At 62.6% G+C, this 24,312-nt stretch carries 22 protein-coding genes; 12 read left to right on the top strand and 10 right to left on the bottom strand.

Going from position 1 to position 24,312, the window contains the following annotated elements; translation table 11 throughout:
• Window positions 1-173 precede the first annotated feature (173 nt).
• From ACIPOO_RS10280 to moaB, 3 genes are all read right to left on the bottom strand, one after another.
• Window positions 174-1,106, bottom strand: coding sequence for a glycosyltransferase family 2 protein (locus ACIPOO_RS10280; protein ID WP_400606418.1), 933 nt, complete (start codon window positions 1,104-1,106; stop codon window positions 174-176).
• A gap of 90 nt (window positions 1,107-1,196) precedes the next feature.
• Window positions 1,197-2,411 (bottom strand): gephyrin-like molybdotransferase Glp, encoded by a 1,215-nt coding sequence (glp, locus tag ACIPOO_RS10275; protein WP_400606416.1) that lies wholly within the window; start codon window positions 2,409-2,411, stop codon window positions 1,197-1,199.
• 6 nt (window positions 2,412-2,417) lie between these two features.
• A complete protein-coding gene (gene moaB / locus ACIPOO_RS10270; protein WP_274133443.1) occupies window positions 2,418-2,957 on the bottom strand; it encodes a molybdenum cofactor biosynthesis protein B in 540 nt (179 codons plus the stop codon).
• 91 nt (window positions 2,958-3,048) lie between these two features.
• Here moaB and mobA point away from each other — a divergent pair, with 91 nt between their 5' ends.
• Both mobA and ACIPOO_RS10260 read left to right on the top strand, forming a co-directional pair.
• Window positions 3,049-3,642: a molybdenum cofactor guanylyltransferase MobA gene (mobA, locus tag ACIPOO_RS10265; protein ID WP_400606413.1), complete on the top strand. Its 594-nt coding sequence runs from the start codon at window positions 3,049-3,051 to the stop codon at window positions 3,640-3,642.
• An 88-nt stretch (window positions 3,643-3,730) separates the two neighbouring features.
• Window positions 3,731-3,955 (top strand): YgdI/YgdR family lipoprotein, encoded by a 225-nt coding sequence (locus ACIPOO_RS10260; protein WP_274133441.1) that lies wholly within the window; start codon window positions 3,731-3,733, stop codon window positions 3,953-3,955.
• 257 nt (window positions 3,956-4,212) lie between these two features.
• Here ACIPOO_RS10260 and ACIPOO_RS10255 read toward each other — a convergent pair whose 3' ends face one another.
• From ACIPOO_RS10255 to ACIPOO_RS10245, 3 genes are read right to left on the bottom strand one after another with little or no spacing between them, the layout of a single operon-like run.
• Window positions 4,213-5,505 carry an NAD(P)/FAD-dependent oxidoreductase gene (locus ACIPOO_RS10255; protein ID WP_400606411.1) on the bottom strand — a complete coding sequence of 431 codons (1,293 nt, stop codon included), beginning with the start codon at window positions 5,503-5,505 and terminating at the stop codon, window positions 4,213-4,215.
• A gap of 9 nt (window positions 5,506-5,514) precedes the next feature.
• Window positions 5,515-6,609 carry a polyamine ABC transporter substrate-binding protein gene (locus ACIPOO_RS10250; protein ID WP_400606409.1) on the bottom strand — a complete coding sequence of 365 codons (1,095 nt, stop codon included), beginning with the start codon at window positions 6,607-6,609 and terminating at the stop codon, window positions 5,515-5,517.
• 35 nt (window positions 6,610-6,644) lie between these two features.
• The gene (locus ACIPOO_RS10245; protein ID WP_400606407.1) at window positions 6,645-8,006 is read right to left on the bottom strand and encodes a glutamine synthetase family protein; all 1,362 of its coding nucleotides are present in this window, start codon (window positions 8,004-8,006) and stop codon (window positions 6,645-6,647) included.
• A 226-nt stretch (window positions 8,007-8,232) separates the two neighbouring features.
• Here ACIPOO_RS10245 and ACIPOO_RS10240 point away from each other — a divergent pair, with 226 nt between their 5' ends.
• The 4 genes from ACIPOO_RS10240 (at window position 8,233) to ACIPOO_RS10225 (ending at window position 12,172) form a co-directional block, all read left to right on the top strand.
• Window positions 8,233-9,114 (top strand): helix-turn-helix domain-containing protein, encoded by an 882-nt coding sequence (locus tag ACIPOO_RS10240; protein ID WP_400606405.1) that lies wholly within the window; start codon window positions 8,233-8,235, stop codon window positions 9,112-9,114.
• A 385-nt stretch (window positions 9,115-9,499) separates the two neighbouring features.
• Complete coding sequence (locus ACIPOO_RS10235; protein WP_400606403.1) at window positions 9,500-10,144, top strand: hydrolase; 645 nt, start codon at window positions 9,500-9,502, stop codon at window positions 10,142-10,144.
• Between the two features lie 74 nt (window positions 10,145-10,218).
• Window positions 10,219-11,238, top strand: a complete 1,020-nt coding sequence (locus ACIPOO_RS10230; RefSeq protein WP_400606401.1) for an alpha/beta hydrolase fold domain-containing protein — start codon at window positions 10,219-10,221, stop codon at window positions 11,236-11,238.
• Between the two features lie 232 nt (window positions 11,239-11,470).
• On the top strand, window positions 11,471-12,172 hold the full coding sequence (locus ACIPOO_RS10225) for a YoaK family protein (protein WP_400606399.1): 702 nt from the start codon (window positions 11,471-11,473) through the stop codon (window positions 12,170-12,172).
• Here ACIPOO_RS10225 and ACIPOO_RS10220 read toward each other — a convergent pair.
• Window positions 12,161-13,882 carry a diguanylate cyclase domain-containing protein gene (locus ACIPOO_RS10220; RefSeq protein ID WP_274133433.1) on the bottom strand — a complete coding sequence of 574 codons (1,722 nt, stop codon included), beginning with the start codon at window positions 13,880-13,882 and terminating at the stop codon, window positions 12,161-12,163. The genes ACIPOO_RS10225 and ACIPOO_RS10220 overlap by 12 nt on opposite strands.
• The gene (locus ACIPOO_RS10215) at window positions 13,879-14,919 is read right to left on the bottom strand and encodes a PotD/PotF family extracellular solute-binding protein (protein WP_400606396.1); all 1,041 of its coding nucleotides are present in this window, start codon (window positions 14,917-14,919) and stop codon (window positions 13,879-13,881) included. Before ACIPOO_RS10215 ends, ACIPOO_RS10220 begins: the two co-directional genes overlap by 4 nt.
• Window positions 14,920-15,094: 175 nt before the next feature.
• Between ACIPOO_RS10215 and ACIPOO_RS10210 the strand changes: the two genes are divergently transcribed.
• A complete protein-coding gene (locus ACIPOO_RS10210) occupies window positions 15,095-15,460 on the top strand; it encodes a glyoxalase superfamily protein (protein ID WP_400606394.1) in 366 nt (121 codons plus the stop codon).
• A 68-nt stretch (window positions 15,461-15,528) separates the two neighbouring features.
• On the opposite strand, the gene mrdA is transcribed toward ACIPOO_RS10210, so the two are convergent.
• Entirely contained in the window at window positions 15,529-17,463 is a 1,935-nt protein-coding gene (gene mrdA, locus ACIPOO_RS10205; RefSeq protein ID WP_400606391.1) for a penicillin-binding protein 2, read from the bottom strand.
• 687 nt (window positions 17,464-18,150) lie between these two features.
• On the opposite strand from mrdA, the gene ACIPOO_RS10200 reads away from it, so the two are divergent.
• The 4 genes from ACIPOO_RS10200 (at window position 18,151) to ACIPOO_RS10185 (ending at window position 22,731) form a co-directional block, all read left to right on the top strand.
• Entirely contained in the window at window positions 18,151-18,897 is a 747-nt protein-coding gene (locus tag ACIPOO_RS10200; protein WP_274133429.1) for a gluconate 2-dehydrogenase subunit 3 family protein, read from the top strand.
• A 6-nt stretch (window positions 18,898-18,903) separates the two neighbouring features.
• Window positions 18,904-20,667 (top strand): GMC family oxidoreductase, encoded by a 1,764-nt coding sequence (locus ACIPOO_RS10195; protein WP_274133428.1) that lies wholly within the window; start codon window positions 18,904-18,906, stop codon window positions 20,665-20,667.
• Window positions 20,664-21,890, top strand: coding sequence for a c-type cytochrome (locus ACIPOO_RS10190; protein ID WP_400606388.1), 1,227 nt, complete (start codon window positions 20,664-20,666; stop codon window positions 21,888-21,890). The genes ACIPOO_RS10195 and ACIPOO_RS10190 overlap by 4 nt, the downstream gene beginning before the upstream one ends.
• 232 nt (window positions 21,891-22,122) lie before the next feature.
• Entirely contained in the window at window positions 22,123-22,731 is a 609-nt protein-coding gene (locus ACIPOO_RS10185) for an FMN-dependent NADH-azoreductase (protein WP_400606386.1), read from the top strand.
• Here ACIPOO_RS10185 and ACIPOO_RS10180 read toward each other — a convergent pair.
• Window positions 22,698-23,084: a winged helix-turn-helix transcriptional regulator gene (locus ACIPOO_RS10180; RefSeq protein ID WP_400607685.1), complete on the bottom strand. Its 387-nt coding sequence runs from the start codon at window positions 23,082-23,084 to the stop codon at window positions 22,698-22,700. The genes ACIPOO_RS10185 and ACIPOO_RS10180 overlap by 34 nt on opposite strands.
• 160 nt (window positions 23,085-23,244) lie before the next feature.
• On the opposite strand from ACIPOO_RS10180, the gene ACIPOO_RS10175 reads away from it, so the two are divergent.
• A complete protein-coding gene (locus ACIPOO_RS10175; protein ID WP_400606384.1) occupies window positions 23,245-24,102 on the top strand; it encodes an SDR family oxidoreductase in 858 nt (285 codons plus the stop codon).
• Window positions 24,103-24,312: the final 210 nt, after the last annotated feature.

Raw genomic sequence — 24,312 nt, 5'->3', positions numbered from 1 at the left:
CGCTGGCAGGCGTCCGACACGCGAAAGGATGAGTCAGCGAGCATGTAGAAACTCCGGGAACAGGTTCATTCCCGGTAGTTTAAAAAGCCCTGGCATGAAGAAAAATTTACATTTGGGCAGTGTATGAGTGCGTCAGACGCACGAATCGATCCCGACTGTTGTGCAAAGGGGCATCACCGACGAAGCTGCTCACTGTCCCAGAACCGCTTGTACAGCCCCAGCCGACGCTTCAATGGTCGGGACAGGCGCGCCTCTTCCTTGCCTAGCTTGAACGCCAGCATCTTCAGGCTATTGCGCAGCAACGACGCGGGCCACAGATAGAAACGACGCAGGCCGAGAAAGCCCAGCTCGGATTTCATGTAGCGCAGCGCCTCGACACCTGCACCGCCAAATCTTGCCTGAATCCACGACTCGCGCGCCTGGAACACGCCCATGTCGAAGTAGCGACGAAATTCTTCACGCACGCTGAGGTTGCGGGAATGGCGGCAGACCGCCGTGCCCTGATAAGCCACCTTCCAGTGGGAGAGCAGCATTTTTGCCGCCACGTACATGCCCTCGGACAGGATCACGTGCCTGGGGAATCCGCCCACGGCGCGCAAGGCATTGCACCGGTATGCGCCGAAGGCGTTGGACATGAACGGCACCCTGGCGCCCAGTTCGGCTACATCGGCCAGGCTCTTGGTGCGGGAAACAGGTGGGTAGTTGAACCAGCGTGCGTGCTGCGACAGCACAGTGGCGTCCTGATGCGGCAATTGCCGCCCGCAGACTGCACCCACCAGTTGATCCTCGAAGGGTTCCAGCAGCAGCTCGACGGCCCGCGGGTCATCCAGCCAGGTGGTCTGCGCCAGATAGACCAGCACATCGTATTGAGGGTATTTCTCGGCCATCATCTGCCGGGTGGCGCCGTGGTTGAAATCGCCGGGGGCGATCTCGACCACCTGGCTGCAGCGCGAGCGCGCCAGCTCCAGCGTTCCATCGGTGGAGCCGGAATCGACGATCAGCGTGTCGAATTCGGCGGTCTGGGCCCACAGGGACGTGAGCAATCGCTCAAGTTCCCTGCGCCCGTTGCAGGTCGGAATGACGCAGGCCACACGCAAAGACTGCATAACAATACTCCGGGGCTGTCCGTGATGCCCACTTGTCATGACACTCTTTTGAGGGTAGTTCACGATCCGTATTTTGGATCCAACCGCTCGTCAGCCCATCACTTCACTCAAAGGGATGAAATTGAGCAAGTCGCCTTCGGCTACGGTAGTGCCCTCGATGACCTCGATCAGGCCGTCGGCCCAGGCCGCACTGCGCAGCACCCCGGAGCTCTGATTGCGATAGGCGACCAGACGCCCCTGCTCCAGGCGCCCGCGCAGGTACTCACGGCGATTGCCGGGTTTGCCCCAGACGAAACCGGCAGGCACCTTGAATTGCAGCGGCGTGACCTGTTGCACCCCCAGCCGGCGCAGCAGATAGGGCCGGGCCAGCAGCGCGAAGGTCACCAGCGTCGACGCCGGATTGCCCGGTAGGCCGATCACCGGCACGCCGCGAAAATGACCGAAGGTCAGGGGTTTACCCGGTTTGATCGCGAGCTTCCACAGGGCTATCTCGCCCTCTTCGCGCAGGGCGTGGCCGAGAAAGTCCGCCTCGCCTACCGAAACGCCGCCAGTGGACAGGATCAGGTCAACATCCCCCAGGGCGCCCAGTGCCGCGCGGGTCTTCTCAAGGTCATCCGGGAGAATACCAGCGTCCACCACTTCGCAGCCCAGGCGCTTGAGCCAGCTGCACAGCAGCACGCGGTTGCTGTTGTAGATCTGCCCTGGCCCCAGCGCCTGGCCAGGCTCGATGAGTTCATCACCGGTGGACAGCACGGCGACGCGGGCGCGACGCTTGACCTGCAAGTGGCCCAGCCCCAGCGTTGCGGCCAGGCCCAGTTCCACCGGGGTCATGACGGTGCCGGCGTCCAGCACCTTGTCGCCGACCGTGGTCTCCTGGCCCTTGGGCCGGATGTTCAGGTCCAGGCTCAGGGTTTCGAGGAAGCGCACCCGATCATCGGGCTGCACTTCGGCGTTCTCCTGCATCTCGACGCAGTCGGCGCCCTCGGGGACCGGCGCGCCGGTGAAGATTCGCGCACAGGTGCCCGGCTGCAAGGGCAACGGCGCCTGACCTGCGAAGATCCGCTGGCTGACCGGCAGCGGCTCGCCGGTCCAGTCGGCCACGCGCAGGGCGTAGCCGTCCATGGCGCTGTTGGGCCAGGGCGGCAGGTCCAGGGTGGAGACCAGGTCATCGGCCAACACCCGACCCTGGGCATCGGCCAGGGCCACGGTTTCCCGTTCGTTGATCGGCGCCGCTTCGGCGAGGCTCATCAGGCGCGCCATGGCTTCTTCTACCGGTATCAGGCCACGCATTTCAGGCTTGCTCATTGGTCTTCATCCACGGGTCGCGCAGGGTTCGGCCTTTTTCAGGTGCGGCACGAAGTTGCACGGGCGGAAACTGTTGTTCAGCTGATCGGCCAGAATGCCGTCCCAACCAGTGCGTACCGCGTTGGTCGAACCCGGCAGGCAGCACACCAGCGTACCGTTGGCCAGCCCCGCCAGCGCCCGGGATTGAATGGTGGAAGTGCCAATGTCGGCCACGGAAATCTGCCGGAACAACTCGCCAAAGCCTTCGACCTGCTTGTCCAGCAGGCAGGCCACGGCCTCCGGCGTGCTGTCGCGGCCAGTGAAGCCGGTGCCGCCGGTGATCAGCACCACCTGCACTTGATCGTCGGCAATCCAGGTGGCGACCTGGGCGCGGATCTTGTACAGGTCGTCCTTGAGCAGCACGCGTTCGATCAGCCCATGACCGGCGGCGGTCAGGCGGTCGACGAACATCTGCCCGGAGGTATCGTTTTCAAAGGTGCGGGTGTCGCTGACGGTGAGAACGGCAATGTTGAGCGGCACGAAAGGGGTGTCAGCCTTGGCTTTCATCGAGCAGGTCCGGTTGTAGAGGAAACAGAGCGGTGTTATATCACAGCACCCCTTTTTTCTCTGCCCGACCGCGCCGTTTCAGGAGCCCGCCATGACCGCCAGCACTGCCCTGCCCCCTTGCTCGATCCTGCTGCTGGCCGGTGGTCAGGGCCGGCGCATGGGCGGCCGGGACAAGGGCCTGCTGACCTGGCGCGGCGAGCCGTTGATTGCCCATCTGCAGCGTTTGGCCAGGCCGTTGACCGACGACCTGATCATTTCCTGCAACCGCAATCACGAGCAGTACGCAGCCTTCGCCGATCGCCTGGTGCAGGACGACGAAGAAGGTTTTCCCGGCCCCTATGCCGGCATTCGCTCAGGGCTGGCGGTGGCCCGGCATGGGTTCCTGCTGGTAATGCCATGCGACACGCCGATGCTGGATCTGCAGTTGCTGCAAGGCCTGCGCGCCACCGCTGCGGCGCATCCTGGCAAGCCGGTGATGATTCGCCAGGGCGAACAGTGGGAGCCGCTGCTGTGCTGCATCCCTACCGCCCACGCCGAGGTGTTCGAACGCCACTGGCAGGAAGGCCAGCGCAGCCCGCGCCGCACCATGGCCGAGCTGGGTGCGGTGGCGCTGCAATGCGCCGCCGATGACCCGCGGCTGGCCAACCTGAACACGCCCGAGCTATTGACCGAGATCAAGCCTTGAACGAGCGTGCCATCTTTCATGGAACTTTGCCGTTAACCTCTGCGTCAGAAACCTTACTACACAAAGAATTACCCTCGGAGACACAGCAATGAAACAACGGACTATCCCCGCAGCCTTCCTGCTCGCACTTGGCCTGGCTTCCCTGGCCGGCTGCTCCTCGCCGACCGTGATCACGCTGAACGACGGCCGTGAAATCCAGGCCACGGACTCGCCAAAGTACGACGAAGAGTCCGGTTTCTATGAATTCAAACAACTCGACGGCAAGGAAACCCGGATCAACAAGGATCAGGTTCGTACCGTCAAAGAGCTGTGATGAACGTTTGAGTAAAAAAAGACCCGCCTGATGGCGGGTTTTTTTTGCGCGCCCCATCCGCGACCACAAAACCGGGGGCTGCACCGATAGCCTGTGGGAGCGGGCTTGCCCGCGAATGCGTCAGGCCTGACGCCCCGATGGTGCTCGATCCCCCGCTTTCGCGGGCAAGCCCGCTCCCACAGATCCGCGCCGGGCGAAGATGGCCGATACACCGCAGCCCCGTAGCAGCACGGCTTGCCGGCGGGGGCGGCGTCAGGTCAGAGCAATTCCTTGAGCCGATACCACATCATCCCCAGCGCCAGCAGCGGCGAGCGCAGCAGTTCGCCGCCGGGGAAAGTGCGGTGCGGCACGCGGGCGAACAGGTCGACTGCGCGGCTGTCGTTGTCGGCAATCGCCTGGGCCAGCACCCGGGCGGCGAAATGGGTGACGTTGAGCCCGTGACCCGAATAGCCCTGGGCGTAATACACGTTCGGTTTATTGGCCACCGAGCCGATCTGCGGGAAACGATTGGCGCTGATGCCGATCATCCCGCCCCATTGAAAATCGATCCCCACGCCCTTGAGCTGCGGGAACACCCGCTCCATCTTCGGCCGCATGTAGTCGGCAATGTTCTTCGGATCACGCCCCGAGTAATTGCAGGCGCCGCCGAACAACAAGCGGTTGTCCGCTGACAGCCGGTAGTAATCCAGCGCGACACGCTGGTCACACAGGGCCATGTTCTGCGGAATCAGCGAGCGCGCCCGATCCTCACCCAGCGGTTCGGTGGCGATCACGTAGCTTCCGGCCGGCAGCAGCTTGCCAGTCAGCGCCGGTTCCAGTTTGTTGAGAAACGCGTCGCACGCCAGCACGATCCGGTTGGCAGTGACCTGGCCATGGTCGGTGAACACCTGAATCTGCGGTCCATGGAGGATACGCTGCACGGGGCTGGCCTCATGAATCACCGCGCCCATCTCTTCTGCCAGCCGCGCCTCGGCCAGGATCAGCTTGAGCGGGTGCAGGTGCCCCGAGCCCATGTCGATCAGGCCGCCCTGGTACACCGACGAACCGACCACCTGGGACAACGCCTCTTTCTCTACCAGCCGCACCTCATGGGGGTAGCCCTGAGCCGCCAGCGTCTGCTGTTCTTCCTGCAAGCCCTTGAAGTGCGCCGGGGTGTTGGCCAGGTCGCAATAGCCCCAGCGCATGTCGCAATCGATGCCGTACTTCTGCACCCGCTGGCGCACGATGTCGACCGACTCGAAACCGGCCTGCTCCAGGTAGTGCACGCCCTCCTTGCCCACCCAGCGTTCGACGCCACTGACGTCGTGCCCCAGGCCGCGAATCAACTGCCCGCCGTTGCGCCCGCTGGCGCCCCAGCCGATGCGCTGGGCCTCCAGCAGCACCACCGACACACCCCGTTCAGCCAGTTCCAGCGCGGTGTTCACCCCGGTAAAACCGCCACCGATCACGCACACGTCGGCGCTGATGGCGCCCGTCAGCGGTGAGCGTTCAGGCGGCGTCCCTACAGAAGCTGCGTAGTAGGAAGCGATGTGTGGCAGTGCAACGGACATGGGTTTTCCTTAACGGTTGGATTTGATGTCGGACCATTTGCGCGTCATCAGGCGCAGGGTCGCGGGGCTCAATTCCGAAGAGATGTAAAAGCGGCTCATGACTTCCGGCGATGGGTAGATCGACGGGTTCTCGGTGATCTCGGTGCCCATCAGGGCATTGGACGCAGGGCTGGGGTTAGCATACCCGACTGTCTCGCTGACTTTGGCGATCACCTGCGGATCGAGCAGGTAATTGATGAACGCCAGCGCTTCTTTTGGATGCTCGGCGTCCTTGGGGATCGCCAGCATGTCGAACCAGACGTTGGCGCCTTCCTTGGGAATCGAATAGGCGACCTTCACGCCGTTGTTGGCCTCGATGGCGCGGTTCTTCGCCTGCAACACGTCGCCTGAGTACCCGAAGGCCACGCAGATGTCGCCGTTGGCCAGGTCCGACACCCATTTGGAGGAATGGAAATAAGTCACGTAGGGGCGCACGGCCTTGAGCTTCGCCGCAGCGCGCTCGTAGTCCTTGGCCGACTCGCTGCGCGGGTCCATGCCCATGTAGTTGAGTACCGCGGGAAAGACTTCGTCGGGGGAATCCATGAACGACACGCCGCATTTCTGCAGTTTCTTCATGTTCTCGGGCTCGAACAGCACCGCCCAGGAATCGATGGTGTCGACACCCAGTGCCGCCTTGACCTTGTCGACGTTGTAGCCGATGCCGTTGGTGCCCCACAGGTACGGCACGGCGTACTGGTTGCCGGGGTCGTTGGCCTCCAGTTGCTTCATCAGTTGCGGGTCCAGGTTCTTGCGATTGGGGAGCTGGCTCAGGTCCAGTTTCTGGAAGGCCCCGGCCTTGATCTGCCGCCCCAGGAAATGGTTGGAAGGCACCACCACGTCGTAGCCCGAACGGCCCGTGAGCATCTTGCCCTCAAGGGTTTCGTTGGAGTCGAATACGTCGTAGGTCGGCTGGATACCGGTGGCCTGCTGGAAGTCCGCCAGGGTGGTCGGGCCGATGTAGTCGGACCAGTTGTAAATCTTCACGGTGTTGCCTTCAGCGTGTGCCGTTGCGACCGCGCCAGCCAGAACGGCCGGCACGAACAGCGTGGAAACGATCAACTTCATGGTGCCCCCAACGTCAATGAACAAGACGGTTGCGCTTACACACTCATCATCAGGAACTGGCGTTCCCAGGAGCTTATGACGCGCTTGTAGTTTTCATGTTCGGCGCGTTTGACCGCGACGTAGCCCTGCACGAACTTGTCCCCCAGCACGCGGCGCAGCGCGGCGCTGCCTTCCATGCGCTCCAGTGCATCCTCGATGGTCAGCGGCAGGCGCAGGCTGCGCCGCTCGTAGCCACGGCCCTGCACCGGCGCGCTCGGGTCGCAACCTTCGATCATGCCCATGTAGCCGCACAACAGGCTCGCGGCGATGGCCAGGTACGGGTTGGCGTCGGCGCCTGGCAGGCGGTTCTCGACGCGCCGCGCCTGGGGATCGGACCCCGGTACGCGCAGGCCGACGGTGCGGTTCTCCTCGCCCCACTCCACGTTGACTGGCGCCGAAGTGTCCGGCAGGAAGCGCCGGAACGAGTTGGCGTTGGGCGCGAACAGCGGCAGCACTTCCGGGATGTAGCGTTGCAGGCCACCGATGTGTTGCAGGAACAGCTTGCTGGCCTCGCCCTCCTCGGTGCTGAACACGCTGCGCCCGGTGTGAATGTCGACCACGCTCTGGTGGATGTGCATGGCGCTGCCCGGCTCGTCGGTGATCGGCTTGGCCATGAAGGTCGCCGCCACGTTGTGCTTGAGCGCCGCCTCACGCATGGTGCGTTTGAATACGGTGATCTGGTCCGCCAGGTCCAGCGCGTCGCCATGGCGGAAGTTGATTTCCATCTGCGCCGGGCCGTCTTCGTGGATCAGCGTATCGAGGTCCAGGCCCTGGGCCTCGCACCAGTCGTAGACGTCTTCGAACAGCGGATCGAACTCGTTGGCCGCCTCGATGGAGAACGACTGACGACCGCTTTCAGGCCGACCCGAGCGCCCGGTCGGCACTTGCAGCGGCAGGTCGGGGTCTTCGCAGCGCTGGGTCAGGTAGAACTCCATTTCCGGCGCCACCACCGGCCGCCAGCCCTGCTCGGCGTAGAGTTGCAGCACTTTTTTCAGCACGTTGCGCGGCGACAGTTCGATGGGGTTGCCGTAGCGGTCGAAGGTGTCGTGGATGACCATCGCCGTGGGCTCCAGCGCCCAGGGCAAAACGTACACCGCCTGCGGATCGGGGCGGCAACTCATGTCGATGTCGGCAGGGTCCAGCAGGCTGTAGTAGATATCGTCGTCGACGTAATCGCCGGTCACGGTCTGCAACAACACGCTCTCGGGCAGGCGCATCCCGTGCTCGTTGAGAAACTTGTTGGTGGGCAGGATCTTGCCCCGGGCAATGCCGGTCAGGTCGCTGACCACGCATTCGACTTCGGTGATGCCGTAACTTCTCAACCACTCGGCGAGTGGATCTTTCACGCTGCTGTCCATGGGGCCTCTGACTGTCGGGACGGGTCGTGGCGCTGCGCACTGGAGTCGCAACGTCGTGGTGGCGCCCATGCTGAAGGGGACGCTGTCCGTTCGTCTATCCACTTTCGCTCGCCATGCACGCCTCATTTTGGTGCGCAGCCTGGTTCACCCATGGTGTATTGCCCGGCCTCGAACCATGCTGCTAAGGTGCTCGCACTCATAACAACACTGCCAGAGCAGGTCTTTCATGTCGGTCAGGGTATTTGAAACCGTCGCCGCCGATCAGCAAGGTATCTCCAACGCGGGCTGGAGCCTGCACTACGCACAAATGTCTTCGGGGCAGTTCAAGGGTCGTCTGGTGGAGGCGGAACTGGGCGGCGTGCAAGTCTACGAAGAACACATGAATACCCGCATCGAGCAGTATTACAAGGCACCCAGCGATGCCCTGGTGTTCAGCTTCGACATGAGCGAACGGGCGCTGTACCTGCTCGACGCCAGCACCCAGAACCTGTGGATCACACCCGAGAACTACCGCGAAATCGCCGTGGTGATCCGCCAGGATTGCCTGGGCTCGCGCCACCTGCACGAGACCTTCGAAGAGCTGTTGCTGACCCCGCTCACCTCCCCTCATGCCGCGCTGTTCAGTGGCTGGCTGAGCACGATGCTGACCCGCCTTTCCCAGCAGAGCGATGCCGAACAGGCGCGGCTTCTGGGCGAACAACTGATCGAGGATTGTCTGTTCGTGCTGGAACAATCGGACCCCGCACGCATGGGTGACACCTGCCTGCGCCTGGCCGGGCAACGACGGATCGTGCAACGGGTGTTCGAGCAGGTAAGCGCCTACCCCACCGAAAACTTCAGCGTGGTGCAACTGGCCGACAGCGCCGGCACCTCCTTCCAGCAACTGCGCAAAGCGTTCAACGCCTGCGTCGGCATGGCCCCCACCGCCTGGCTGCGCAGCCGACGGCTGAATCTGGCCCGTCAGGATCTACTGACCTCACACGCAAACGAAACCAGCGTGGCGGACGTCGCCATGCGCTATTCGTTCTGGCACCTAGGGCGTTTTGCCGAGGCGTACCGCGAGTTGTTCCTGGAGTATCCGAGCCAGACGCTCAATCGCCAACGCTGAGTTCCCCCGCTTGCCGCATGAACCCGCCCGCCGCAACTCCGCTCCCCGCACGAACGCGCTCGCTGCATCTCCGCTTGCTGTAGGAGCGCGCTTGCCCGCGATCTGCTGCACAGCAGCAGCAAAACCACGCTCAGTGGGGGTGTCAGGCACACCACGAACTCAGGTCCTACTGCCGCTTCGCGCCAGATCGCGGGCAAGCGCGCTCCTACAAACACAATGCGCATTGCGACAATGTCCCCATATTAGAATCAATGAGTCTCAATTTTGGGTAATTGTTCCCCATTCGTTTAGTCCGTAGATTTACTCCCAAGCCAGCAAGCAAACAGCCAGCGAGCTGAAGCGGCGAACCATACAGACCATTTTCGAATTCAAGGGAATACACATCATGTCCATCCGCGAACTGCTCAACCCAACCAACTCCGCCCTGATCCTGATCGACCACCAGCCACAGATGGCCTTCGGCGTGCAGTCGATCGATCGCCAGACCCTGAAGAACAACACCGTGGGCCTGGCCAAGGCGGCGAAGATCTTCAACGTGCCGACCATCTTCACCTCGGTGGAAACCAAGAGTTTCAGCGGCTACATCTGGCCAGAACTGCTGGCGGTGCACCCGGATCAACAGCCCATCGAGCGCACCTCGATGAACTCCTGGGAAGACAAGAAGCTGGTGGATGCGGTCAAGGCGACCGGGCGCAAGAAGCTGATCATCGCCGCGCTGTGGACCGAAGTCTGCCTGAACTTCCCGGCCCTGGACGCGCTGGCTGAAGGCTACGAGGTGTACATCGTCACCGACGCCTCCGGCGGCACCACCAAGGAAGCCCATGACATGTCGGTGCAACGCATGATTCAGGCCGGTGCCGTGCCTGTGACCTGGCAGCAGGTGCTGCTCGAATTCCAGCGCGACTGGGCTCACAAGGAAACCTACGAAGCGGTCATGCAACTGGTGCTGGAACACAGCGGCGCGTACGGCATGGGTGTCGACTACGCCTACACCATGGTCCACGGCGCACCACAGCGCAAAGCCGGCTGAACCCTTTGATCCGGGCCTCGATACGGGGCCCCTTTTTCACCACCACCCCATTCCGATTTATAAGTGAGCCCATCATGAACACTGTTAAAAAAGCCCTGACCGCAACCCTGCTGGCCCTCTCCATCGGCAGCGCCTTCGCCGCCGAAAACACAGTGCCTGAACACCAGACCCAGGCCTTCCTCAACGCCCTGGCTGCCGGTGGTGGCCGGCCGCTGGAGCAACTGAGCCCCAAGGACGCACGTGCGGTGCTGACCGGCGCGCAGAGTTCGGTGAAGGTCGATATGTCGGGGATTCAGGTCAGTGAAAAGACCATCCAGGCCGACGGCCAGAACATCAAACTGACCATCGTGCGTCCGGCCGGGGTCAAGGGTGAGTTGCCGGTGTTCATGTACTTCCACGGCGGTGGCTGGGTGCTGGGCGACTACCCGACCCACGCTCGCCTGATCCGTGATCTGGTGGTCGGCTCGGGGGCGGTGGCGGTCTACGTGGATTACACGCCATCGCCGGAAGCGCACTACCCGACCGCGATCAATCAGGCCTATGCCGCAACCCGCTGGGTGGCCGAGCATGGCAAGCAGATCAATGTCGACAGCTCGCGTCTGGCGGTGGCCGGTAACAGCGTGGGCGGCAACATGGCGGCGGTCGTCGCGCTGAAGGCCAAGGAACAGGGCACACCGAAACTGCGCTTCCAGTTACTGCTGTGGCCGGTGACCGATGCCAGCTTCGATACCGCCTCCTACGACCAGTACGCCGAGGGGCACTTCCTGACCCGCAACATGATGAAGTGGTTCTGGGACAGCTACACCACCGACGCCGCCCAGCGCGCCGACATTCATGCCTCGCCGCTGCGTGCCAGTACCGAGCAATTGAAAGGGCTGCCACCGGCACTGGTGCAGACTGCGGGCCTGGACGTGTTGCGTGACGAAGGCGAGGCCTATGCCCGCAAGCTCGATGCCGCCGGTGTGGATGTCACCGCCGTGCGCTACAACGGCATGATCCACGACTATGGTTTGCTCAACCCGCTGAGCAACATTCCAGAGGTCAAGGCGGCGATGCGTCAGGCAGCCGGTGAGCTCAAGGCGCATTTGAACTGACAGGCGACTCTCTCCCCCGTAGCAGCACGGCCGGGCGGCGATCCGCTTGCCGGCGGGAGCGATCTCACGGACGCCATCGCGGGCAAGCGCGCTCCTACAAGATCAGGGTCACACATAACCGTAGCAGCACGGCTTGCCGGCGGGAGCGATCTTGAGGACGTCCCCGCCGGCAAGCCGTGCTGCTACGGGGCATAGTCACCTTCGAAAATTCATTGGTTACACGGAGTTCATCATGTCATCCATCCACCGCACCACCGCCCCGGCCCTGAGCTTCAACGGCGGTTTCGTCGACACCATCGGTTTCCTCGCGTTGCAAGGCCTGTTCACCGCCCACGTCACCGGCAACTTCGTGACCCTGGGCGTGAGCATCGTGCACGGCACCTCCGGCGCGCTGGCCAAGCTGCTGGCCTTGCCGATGTTCGCCCTGGTGGTCGGCCTGACGCACCTGGCCGCCGTGGCGATCAACCGTCGCGGCCTGGTGCCCCTGCGGCCGCTGCTGATTCTGCACACCCTGCTGCTGGCGCTGTTCGCCGCCTTCACCCTGTGGTTGGGCCCATTCAATGACGGCGACAGCGGCGCTGCCCTGCTCACCGGCATGACCGGCGTGGCAGCCATGGCGGTGCTCAACGCGATTTCCCGTCAGCACCTCAAGGGCGCCCCGCCCACCACCCTGATGACCGGCAACGTCACGCAACTGTCCATCGACCTGTTCGCCCTGATCGGCCTGCGCGATGTCGAGCAACGGGCCGTCATCAAAAAGCGGCTCAAGCCCATCGGACTAAATCTTCTGGGCTTCACGGTCGGCTGTGTCGGTGCCGCACTGTTGTACCTGGCCATCGGCCTCTGGTGTCTGTTGGTGCCTGTGCTGGTGTCGATCTGGACCTGCATCAACACTTTCGGCACCACCGACGGCATCGCAGATTCAGTCGCTTGAGTGCATCTCGAACAGGTAGCGGTTCCGGCCTGCGCTCTTGGCCTTGTACATCGCATGGTCGGCATGCTGGACCAGCGTGCCGATGTCGTCCCCGTCGCGGGGGAACAGGCTGACGCCCATGCTGGCGTGGATCTGCACCTTGCGCCCGTCGATGAACAGCGGCAACTGGAAGCATTGGTGGAGTTTTTCCAGCAACGCTGCGATCTTCTGCGGGTCCTTCACATCGCAGAACGAGATGACGAATTCATCACCGCCCAGCCGCGCCACACAATCGGCGCCATCACTGGCGGTGGTCAGCAGCTTGGCCACCGCCTGCAAGACCTGATCGCCGAAACGGTGACCATACTGATCGTTCATTTCCTTGAAGTGGTCCAGGTCGACGAACAGCAAGGCCATCTTCTTCCCGCCCTCCCGCGCCTCGATCAGCGCCTGCTCCAGACGCTCGAAGCACATCCGCCGGTTGGGCAATTCGGTCAGCGGGTCATGCCGGGCCAGGTGCTCGAAGGCGGCGCGGCTGGACGTCAGATCGTCCAGCTGGCCGAGGATTTCCTGTTTCATCGCATGGAAACGATGGGCCAGGACCCCCAACTCGTCGTCCCTGGGTGCCAGCTCGCTGATCTTGCGCTCCCGGGAGAACAGCTCCACCGCGTCAGTCATGCTGCGCAGCGGCCGGATCAGCGCACGGGAGGCGATGAACGCCGCCAACAGCGCCAGCACGCTGAATAACAGCGCGATCTGCACGATGCTGTTGCCCACGCGGGACACCTTGGCCAAAACATGGCTTTGCGGCTGGCCCAGGCCCAGCACCACGAAGGGTTCGGCATCGCCGTTGTGAGACAGGCGCACGAACGCCGCCACCAACCGGTCCTTCTGGCCTTGCTCGACACTGCGACTGATCAGGCTGCCCGGCGCCTTGTCGGACAACAGCCCGGCGACTTCCGGGAATTCATCCTGCAAGAACAACCGCCGGCCCTGATCGAAACCGAAGGTGCGGCGATGGTCCGGATGCACCAGCAAATCGCCCCAGCGGTTGCTCAGGTAGACCTGGTACTCCTTGGGCAGATCGCTTTGCAGTTGGTTGAACAGCTGATCGAGGTCAACGTTGATGACCAGCAGCGCAAACACCTTGCCTGTCGCATCCGCCACGGGCGTGGAGACATGCAGCGTCGGTTTGCCCAGCCCCGAGTGCGCGCCCTGCTCGTGGTTGATCACGATCGGCGAGATACGCACCTCCCCTGGCGCCAGGCGCAGGGTTTCGAAGACGTAGGCGTAATGGGCCTTCTCCTGCAGATCGGCGCCCTCGACCCTGACGATATCGGCCCCGTCGCGGTCCTGGCGCACCAGTTCCAGACCATGGTCGGTCGCGCTGATCAGACGGATCTGCATGTAATCGGGATGGGCCAGCAACATGGCCCGGAATGACTCGGCGAGGTTGTCACTGACGGTCTTGCGGGTCGCAGGATTGGTCAGCTCGCCCAGTTCGTGCACCTGGGCCCCGTTGGTCAACACCGTGGCATCCAGGGAAATGTTGCGCAGGCTGCCGTGCAGGTTGCGGCCCAGCACCTGGACCGACGTCAGCAAGTCACGCTCGGCGGCCTGCAGCAGCATTTCCCGGCTGCTGTTGTAGATGTAGTAACCGGCGAGCCCCGTGGGCACCATGCCGAACAGGGCCATCAGGCAACCGAGCTTGAACGCGATACCGAACCTCATCGCGCCTCCACCAGCGGCGGACGCTCGCCGGACACGATCCGCTGCCACAACTCGGCGCGGCGCTGATCGTCCTCGACCGGGCGTAGCCAGATCATGCGATTGGAGGGGCTGGCATCCAGCGGTTCCTGCACCGTGTTGGACAGGTCCTGGCGTTCGCTCAGGGCGCGGCTGACATCCGGTTCGAGCATGTAATTGATCCATTCATTGGCCAGTCGCAGGTCATGGGCGCCCTTGCTGATCGCCCAGCAATCGAGCCAGGCCAGCGCGCCCTCCCGGGGTACCACGTAGCCGACGTCCACGCCTGCATCGCGCAGTTGCTTAAGTTGCTGACGGCCATAGTTGGCGAAAATCAGCGCCACCGAATGGCTGCGGAACAGCTCGGCCGCCTCCTCCGGCAGGGAATAGAAGGTCAACACATTGCGCCGCAACGCGATGAGCTTTTCGGTCACCCGGGGAAAGTCCGCTGCGCCGATGTGAAACGGATCGCCGCCGAGGGCCAGGCTTGCCAGGGAGAAATTGTGGTTGCTGGTGTTGAACGCCAGCACGCGGCCCTGGAACCTTGGGTCCCACATGCTCTGAATCGAGTCGGGCGGCTGGCTGAACTGCTTGCGATCGTAGATCAGGCCCATATCCGACCACGCATAGGGCACGGCATAGACATGCCCGTCGACGACAATGTCCGGGATTCTGGAATAATCGCGAAAACGCGGGAGCTGACGCGCCGTATTGGCGATGCGCTCGGGATGCAAAGGCTGCAACAGGCCCTGGTTCACATAGTGGTGAATTTCGGCAGTGTTGGCCGCGATCACGTCAAAATCGCCACCCTGATTTTCAGACAGTTTGGCCCGCAGCACTTCATCGCTGCCCACCAGCGTGACTTCGACCTTGACCTTGAAACGCTTCTCGAAAACGCCCACCAGGTCAGTGTCGGCGTAACCGGGCCAGGCCAGCACACGCAGCGTCTGCTCGGCAGCGCCCGCCGGCAGCGACGCGAGAAGGCCGCACATCAATAACCCCAACGGGCGCAGGTATTTCATGGACGATGCCCAGACCGGGGAATGTCGCCACTATACCTATGGCGATGTGCCGTTGCTCGCCAACCTGTTTGCGCAAATCGCGCCTTCGGTCGGAAACGCTGCCTGAATCCATTCACCCTTGGTTTGGGCACGCATTGGGTTAGACTCGGCGTTTTTGCACCAAGGAGTGAGGCGCATGCAGATTTCAGGGGCGATTCCGGTACTTCGCATGTTCAGCGAAGAAAAGGCCCGGGAGTTTTATGTGGATTTTCTGGGGTTCTCGGTGGACTGGGAGCACCGCTTCGAAGCGGACTTGCCGCTGTACATGCAGATTCGCCGCAGGGATCTGGTCATTCATCTCACCGGCCACCACGGCGACGCCACCCCGGGCTCGACCATTTTCGTACCAATGCAGGAAATCGAGCCGTTCTGCCAAGCGCTCAATGCCAAAGGCTACGGTTTTTCGCGGCCGGGGATCGTCGAACAGGGCTGGGGCAAAGTCATGGAAATCGCCGACCCGTCCGGTAACAGGATCCGCTTCTGTGAACTCTCGCAGGATTGACCCGTAGCAGCACAGCTTGCCGGCGGCAGCGATCTTGTGGACGCCGCCGCAGGCGGCCGTGCTTCAGGTCATACCGGTGGCTGGACCACCGGTTTGTTCGGCGCTGCGATCTGCACTTTCGGGTTGACCGGCGCTGCATTGGGCGTCGCGTATTGCTGTTTCAGATGACCGTCCTGATCCAGCAACCAGGCATCGAGGATCTGCCGCACCACCGGCCCTGCCACCCGACCACCCGCCTCGCCGTTCTCGATCATCACCGAGACCACGATTTTCGGGTTGGCCGCCGGGGCGAAGCCGACGAACAAGGCGTTGTCACGATGCCGCTCTAGGGTCTTGTCACGGTTGTAACGCTCGCCCTGCTTGATAGCCACCACCTGCGCCGTACCGCTCTTGCCGGCGATACGGTATTGCGCGCCTTGCGCCGCCGCACGGGCGATGCCGCGCGGGTCGTGCATCACCGACTGCATGCCATTGTTGACCTGATCCCACTCACGGGGATCACGCAGGACGATGTTGGGCATCGGGTGCTCGTCCACCGGCGCCACGCCGCCGATCTCCTTGGCCAGGTGCGGGCGGTTCCACACGCCCTTGTTGGCGATCAGCGCGGTAGCCTGGGCCAGTTGCAAAGGCGTGACCTGCATGTAGCCCTGGCCGATACCGAGAATCACGGTCTCACCCGGGAACCAGGCTTGACGCCGGGTAATGCGTTTCCACTCTTTGGACGGCATCAGGCCCGCAGACTCCTCGAACATGTCCAGCGAGACCTTCTGGCCGATGCCGAACATGGTCAGGTAGTCATGCAGCCGGTCGATGCCCAACTTGTGCGCAAGATCATAGAAGTAGGTGTCGTTTGAACGCATGATCGCCGCATTCAGGTCCACCCAGCCGTCGCCGCTGTGGTTCCAGTTGCGGTATTTGTGATCGAAGTCCGGCAACTGGAAATAGCCAGGGTCGAACACCCGGGTCGACGGGGTGATGATGCCGCTGTCGAGCCCCGCGATCGCCACTTCCGGCTTGATCGTCGAGCCTGGGGCATACAGGCCACGCAGCACGCGGTTGAACAGCGGCCGGTCGACCGAGTCCCGCAGCGCCGAGTATTCCTTGAAGCTGATGCCGGTGACGAACAGGTTCGGGTCGAAACTCGGCTTGCTGACCATCGCCAGCACCTCGCCAGTGGCCGGGTCGATGGCCACCACCGAACCACGGCGGTCGCCCAGTGCCTCTTCGGCGGCTTCCTGCAACTTGATGTCCAGGCTCAGCGTGATGCTCTTTCCGGCCACCGGATCGGTGTGCTTGAGGACGCGCAGTACGCGGCCCTGAGCGTTGGTTTCCACTTCTTCGTAACCGACGTGGCCGTGCAGCTCGGGCTCATAGAAGCGTTCGATGCCGGTCTTGCCGATGGACTGGGTGCCACGGTATTCCACCTGGTCCAGTTGCGAGGCTTCCTTCTCGTTGATCCGCCCGACGTAACCGATGGAGTGCGCAAAATGCGCCCCCAGCGGGTAATGGCGAACGAACTGCGCCTCCACATCCAGCCCCGGCAGGCGGAACTGGTTCACCGCCAGCAGGGCGATCTGTTCTTCGGTCAGTTCATAGAGCAGCGTCACCGGCACGAAACGGTGCGGCGAGTTCTTCATGGCCTTGTCGAAGATGATGCGGTCTTCGTCCGGCAGGTTGAGGATCTGCATCAGGGTGTCGATCACCGCGTGCCAGTCCCCTGCCCGTTCGCGGGTCATGGTCAGGTTGAAGCTGGGCCGGTTATCGGCGAGGATCACGCCATTTCGGTCATAGATTAGCCCTCGTTCGGGCGGAATCGGCAAGACGTGAACGCGGTTGTTTTCGGAAATGGTGGAGTGATAGGCGAATTCGATGACCTGCAGGATGTACAGGCGGCAGACCAGCGCGATGCTCAATGCGACCACGAACACGGCGCAGGCGATCAGGCGTCGATTGACCAGCCGCGTCTCTTTCTCGTGGTCTTTTAACGGTATGGGATCAGGCATTTCTACAGCTACTCGGTGACGACAGGAACGGTACAGACAGCGTCCTCTGAACCAGGCCAGGACGCAAATGGCGTGCACGATACCAAGAAGCACCTGCACTCATCGGGCGAACTTCATGAAAATCCTGTCATGTTGACGAAAGGTGCCGGGGATCTGGAACGTTGAGGGCCGCCCTGACGGTCACCAACCTGTTAAAAAGTGAGACGGGTTTGTTGCATAGGTGCAATAAATCTCGTCGTACGACAGGAATCAGATCGCGCCACTAAAATTGGCTCAGATGAAGCCTCGACCGCGCGACTGATTTCTGGAAAAACGACAACCGCACTGGAACGTGCCTTGCGGACCTACCCGGCTCCATCACGGACTTGCACCGCAAAAATCGCCGAAAGCCGTACTGTTACATTTATTGCAACAGTCATTTACCGATTTAACAGGATGCAACAGTCAGTAACACATCTATCATTGCGCTTCGCGTGGAAAAGATGGCTAGCGGCCTAGCTTCCCCCCGCCTAGCGTGCGCCATCTGCCCGCAGGTTTGCCAGAGACCCAATGTCACACCCGCCGCTGCACCCTGCGCCCGACACCTCGCGCTGTCGGACCCAACCGTGAGAAACACTTACAACGCCACCCGTTACGGACCATGCCCCGGCATGGCCCTTTGTACAGGTGCGTTTGCAGGAGCCCTGAATGACAGAGAAATCCAAAGGCCTCACCCGCCGCCAGTTGCTGAAATCCTCAGCCACGACCCTGGCCGTCGGTGCGGCCGCAACGGCCAAGGCGGCCACCGTGGTCGGTGTTCCGCAATGGATCCCCTTCGACCATAACGGCCCGATGCATTACGACACGCCCGGCTGGCAGTTCTTCACCCAAGCCGAAGCCAGCGCCGTGGAAGCCATCGTTGCGCGCCTGATTCCCGCCGATGAGCTGAGCGTCAGCGGCAAGGACGCCGGTTGCGCGGTGTTCATCGACCGTCAACTGGCGGGGGAATACGGCACTTTCAGCCGCCTGTACATGCAGGGCCCCTTCCAGAAAGGCACGCCGATGCAGGGCGACCAGTCGGAACTGGTGCCGCGCGAGCGTTACCGTCTGGGCCTGGCCGGGCTTGAGGCCTACTGCCAGAAAGCCTTCCAGAAAAACTTCGAAACCCTCGCTCCCGAGCAGCAGGACCAGGTGCTGACCGGCCTTGAGAAAGGCGAGATCACCCTCGAAGGCATCGACGCCAAATTGTTCTTCCAGCAGGTGCTGGGCAACACCATGGAAGGCTTCTTCGCGGACCCTGTGTATGGCGGCAACCGCGACATGGTGTCGTGGAAAATGATCGGCTTCCCCGGTGCGCGCTACGACTACCGCGAGTACGTCGGCCTGCACAACCAGAAGCTGAACCTGATCCCGCTTTCCATTTCCGGAAGCGCAGCCTGGACCAAGAAGGGTTAATTCGACATGGCCAAAAAACTACCTGCCACGGACGTCGTGGTTGTCGGACTCGGCTGGGCCGGATCCATCATCGCCAATGAACTGGCCGACGAAGGCCTGAACGTCATCGGCTACGAACGTGGGCCGTGGCGCGACACCGCAGCCGACTTCAACGTCGCCTCCGCCGCCGATGAACTGCGCTACAACCGCCGCCAGGACCTGATGGTGAGGACGCGGCAAAACACCACGACTATTCGCAATAGCGTCAACGAGACAGCGCTACCTATGCGCAGTTGGGGCTCGTTCCACCCCGGCAACGGCACCGGCGGCGCCGGTAACCACTGGGCCGGCATCACCTTTCGTTTCCAGCCCCATGAATTTCGCCTGCACAGCCACCTGACCGAACGTTACGGCAAGGAACTGTCGCCGGAACTCACCCTGCAGGACTGGGGCACCGACTGGGAAGAAATGGAGCCGTTCTACGCCAAGTTCGACCGCCTGGCAGGCATCTCGGGCAAGGCCGGCAACATCAAGGGCGTGATCCAGGAAGGCGGCAACCCGTTCGAGGGCGCGCGCTCCGAGGAATACCCCAACCCGCCGACGCAACAGACCTACGCCCCGACGCTGTTCGCCGAGGCCGCCCGCAACCTGGGCTACAAGCCTTTCCCGGTGCCGTCTGCGCTGGTGTCCCAGCCCTACGTCAACTCCCTTGGCGTGGCGATGGGCCCCTGCACCTACTGCGGTTTCTGCACCAACTACGGCTGCGCCAACTACTCCAAGGCCAGCGCCATCACCACCGTTCTGCCGGCGTTGATCCGCAAGCCGAACTTCACCGCCATGACCAATTGCGAAGTGCTGCGAGTGACCATGGACAGCAGCGGCAAGAAGGCTACCGGCATCGTCTACATGGACGCCAACGGCCAGGAATGGGAACAGCCAGCGGAGCTGGTGGTGGTCAGCGCGTTCATCTTCGAAAATGTGCGGCTGATGCTGCTTTCCGGCATCGGCAAGCCGTACGATCCGGTGACCAACACCGGCACCACCGGCCGCAACTACGCCTACCAGACCGCCAACAGCGTGCGGATGTTCTTCGATGACAAGAACTTCAACCCGTTCATCGGCGGCGGCGCCATCGGCATGGGCATCGACGAGTTCAACAACGACAACTTCGACCACTCGGGCCTCGGCTTCGTCGGCGGCGGCAGCACCCGCGTCACGCCGATTGGCGCGGCGCCCATCGACTCGCGCCCACTGCCACCCGGCACCCCGACCTGGGGTTCGGAATGGAAGAAAGCCACGGTCAAGAACTACGCCAGCACCATGTCTATCGGTTGCGAAGCGAGCAGTTACGCGACGCGCACCAACTACCTGTCGCTGGACCCGACCTACAAGGATCCGCTGGGCCGACCGCTGTTGCGCATCACCTTCGACTTCCCGGAGAACGACCGCAAGATGGCGGCCTATGTCACCGGCAAAGTGGGTGAAATCGCCAAGAGCATGAACCCGCGGCAGATGGTCCCTAGCTCCCAGCAAGGGCACTGGAACAGCGCGCCGTACCAGTCTTCGCACATCGTCGGCGGTTTCATCATGGGCGCCGACCCGAAGAACAGCTCGGTCAACAAACACCTGCAAGTCTGGGGCGTGCCGAACCTGTTCGTGGTCGGCTCTTCGGCCTTCCCGCAGAACCCTGGCTACAACCCGACCGGCACCGTGGCGGCGCTGGCGTTCAAAGCGGCGGATGCCATTCGTACCCGCTACCTCAAGCGTCCAGGGGAGATGATCAGCGTATGAAGACCCTTCTGACTGTATGCGCAGGCGTCATCGGACTGTCCCTGAACATGGCTCACGCCGCGACGGGTGCTGATTCGTACAATCTGGTGGAAAAAGGCCGTTACCTGACCACCCTCGGTGACTGCACCGCGTGCCACACAATGCCGGGCAAACCACTGTTCTCCGGTGGCGTGATTCTCGATACGCCGTTCGGCAAACTGGCCGGCGCCAACATCACGCCCGACCCGGTCAACGGTATCGGCCGCTGGAGCTTCGAGGACTTCCAGAACGCCATGTCCAAGGGCCACGGCCTGGACGGCAAACGCCTGTACGGCGCGATGCCGTTCACCGCCTACACCAAGGTCACCCGCGAGGATAACCAGGCGATCTGGGCCTACTTGCGCACCGTCGATGCGTCGGACAACCACGTCGAAACCAACCAGTTGCCGTTCCCGTTCAATGTGCGCACCAGCCTGATCGGCTGGAACCTGATCAACTTCAAGGAAGGCGAATTCAAGCCCAACCCGCAGAAGTCCGAACAGTGGAACCGTGGCGCCTACCTGGTCGAAGGCCTGGGCCACTGCGGCACCTGCCACACCCCGAAAAACCTCATCGGCGGCGACAAGAACGAGCAGTTCCTCACCGGCGCCAACCTGCAGAACTGGGTTGCGCCGAACATCACTTCCACCGGCCATGACGGTATCGGGGCGTGGAGTGAGGCAGACATCGTCAAGTACCTGAAGACCGGCGCCAACCGCTTCGACATCGCGTCGGGACCGATGGCCGAGGAAGTCGAGCACTCGTCCCAGAACTGGACCGACCAGGACCTGATGGCGGTAGCGGCGTACCTCAAGGACGGCGCCAAGCCTGTGGAAGCCGCCAAACCGGTGGCCGCCACGGACCCGGCCATGGTGGCCGGCAAGGCCATCTATGCCGACCGCTGCTCGGCGTGCCACACGCCGAACGGTGAAGGCGCAGCCAACCTGTTCCCGAAACTGGCCATGGCGCCGCTGGTCAACAGCAACGATCCGTCGTCGCTGATCCGCGTGGTCCTGGCAGGCAGCCGCGCAGGCTCAACCGACGCCGCCCCCACCGCCCCGGCGATGCCGGCATTCGGCTGGAACCTGTCGGATGAAAACGTCGCGGACGTGCTGACCTACGTACGCAACACCTGGGGCAACGCCGCACCTGCGGTGTCCAGTGCCAGCGTGAAGGACGTGCGTGAGGCGTTGACGCCGAAGTAAGGCGTTGCGTGGTTGAATGACGAAAAATGCCTGACCGCTTGTTTGGGGTCGGGCATTTTTGTGTGCGCGCCAATGATCCCGTAGCAGCACGGCTTGCCGGCGGGAGCGGCGTGTCAGTCGACGGATTCGTTGCTGACCCACCGCTCCCGCCGGCAAGCCGTGCTGCTACGGGGAGACAGTGAAAATCTGCTATGACTGATGGTTCGACTCACAGCATGCAGGGGCCCGCGCCATGCCACATCTTCTGTACATCGAAAGCTCGCCACGCAAACAGCGCTCGGCGACCATCGAAGTCGCCAACGCCTTCATCACGGCCTGGCAGGCCCAGCACGCCATCGCCACGGTGGATACGCTGGACGTCTGGAACACTGTGCTGCCGGAATTCGACGGCGCGGCGCTGGACGCCAAGTACGCAGGCATCCAGGGCATCGAACGCACGCCGGACCAGAAACAGGCCTGGGCGCAGATCAGCGAACTGGCCCAGCGTTTCATTCAGGCCGACATCATCCTGTTTGGCGTGCCGATGTGGAATTTCGGCATTCCTTACAAGCTCAAGCACCTGATTGACGTGGTCAGCCAGAAAGATTTGCTGTTTACCTTCGACGAGCGCGGGCTCAACGGTCTGCTCGATGGCCGCAAGGTAGTGGTGATCGCGGCGCGCGGCGCGCCGCTAGACCGGGCCGAGCATCAGGTCGCGTACCTGACCACCTGGAGCGAGATGGTCGGGATCGACGAGCAATACAACATCGTGATCGAGAAGACCCTGATGGGACCGGACATCGACGCCGAGTCGCGCCGAGCCTCGATTCAGACCGCGCTTGAACTCGCAGCAGAGCTTTGACGCGGCTCTGCCTCGCGCAGCTCGCGGGCCTGGAGGATGCGCGGCAGGTTCTGTTCGATCCACGTCGTCAGGCCGTCAACCTGCAACGCCACCTCCTTGCCCATGGACGTGAGGTTGTATTCGACGTGGGGCGGCACCACGGGCAGCGCCTTGCGGTCGACGAAACCGTCCTGTTCGAGGCTCTGCAAGGTTTGCGAGAGCATCTTCTCGCTGACCCCGCCGATCTTGCGCCGCAGTTCGCTGAAACGGTGCATGCCGTCAAGCAACACCACCAGCACCAGCACGCCCCAACGGCTGCACACGTGATTGAGGATCTCGCGGGACGGACAATCACGCGCCAGCACTTCGCCCATGCGAATGCGTTCGAGCAGGGATGCGTTTTCGGGGCTGGGGCTGATGTAGGGGTGCAACGTGGAAATATCGTTCATGGCACTAACCTTTTTGTGCGTACTTACGAAAGGTTAGCACAGCCTCTATGCTGGTCGCACATTCAACGTCACCAAGGAAATCATCATGATTGTCATCACCGGTGCTTCAGGCCAGTTGGGCCGTCTGGTCATCGAGCAACTGCTGCAGAAGATCCCCGCCTCACAGATCGTCGCCGCCGTGCGCAGTCCGGAAAAAGCCAGTGACCTGGCCGCCAAGGGCGTACAGGTGCACAAGGCCGATTACGCGCAACCTGCCACACTGGAAAGTGCGTTTGCGGGAGCCGAGAAGGTTTTGCTGATTTCCTCCAGTGAAGTCGGCAAGCGGGTCGCGCAGCACAAGGCAGTAATCGCCGCCGCGCAAAAGGCCGGGGTCAAGTTGCTGGGCTATACCAGCGTGCTGCACGCCGCCACGTCACTGCTGGGCCTGGCCGAAGAACATCGCCAGACCGAAAGCGCCCTGGCGCAATCCGGCGTGCCCCATGTTGTGCTGCGCAACGGCTGGTACCACGAGAACTACACCGCCGCGATTCCCGGCGACCTGGCCCATAGCGCGCATTTCGGTTGCGCCGGTGAAGGCCGCATCAGCTCGGCAGCACGGGCTGATTACGCGGCGGCCGCAGTGGCGGTGCTGACGGCCAGTGAAGATCAGGCGGGCAAGGTGTATGAGCTGGCAGGCGATGATGCCTACACCCTGAGCGAGTTTGCGGCCGAGGTAACGCGCCAGTCGGGTACGGCGGTGAGCTATACCGATTTGCCGGAAGCGGGCTTCAAATCGGCCTTGCTGGGCGCAGGTCTGCCGGAGTTCGTCGCCGAGCTTCTGGCCAACTCCGATGCCGCAGCGGCCAGGGGCGCGCTGTTTGACGATGGCAAGCAGTTGAGCCGATTGATCGGGCGAGCGACCACGCCGCTGGCGGTCAGTGTGGCCCATGCGCTCCCCCGCTAACACCAGCGGACTGCTACGGGCTGATGTGGTACGCACGGCTGACCGATTCCTGTGGGAGCGGGCTCGCCCGCGAAAGCGGTGGGTCATTTCGCATCGAGGCGTCTGGCCTGACGCTTTCGCTGGCAAGCCAGCTTGTATGGTAGGACTCGAAGGGGTGGGTGGGACCAAAAGCCAGCTTCTGACTGTTAGCCGCAGTACAGACCGTGGGAG

It is taken from the genome of Pseudomonas sp. NPDC090201 (assembly GCF_044746825.1).
Classification (GTDB): Bacteria; Pseudomonadota; Gammaproteobacteria; order Pseudomonadales; family Pseudomonadaceae; genus Aquipseudomonas; species Aquipseudomonas putida_AD.
This window is presented reverse-complemented; position numbering and strand designations above follow the sequence as displayed.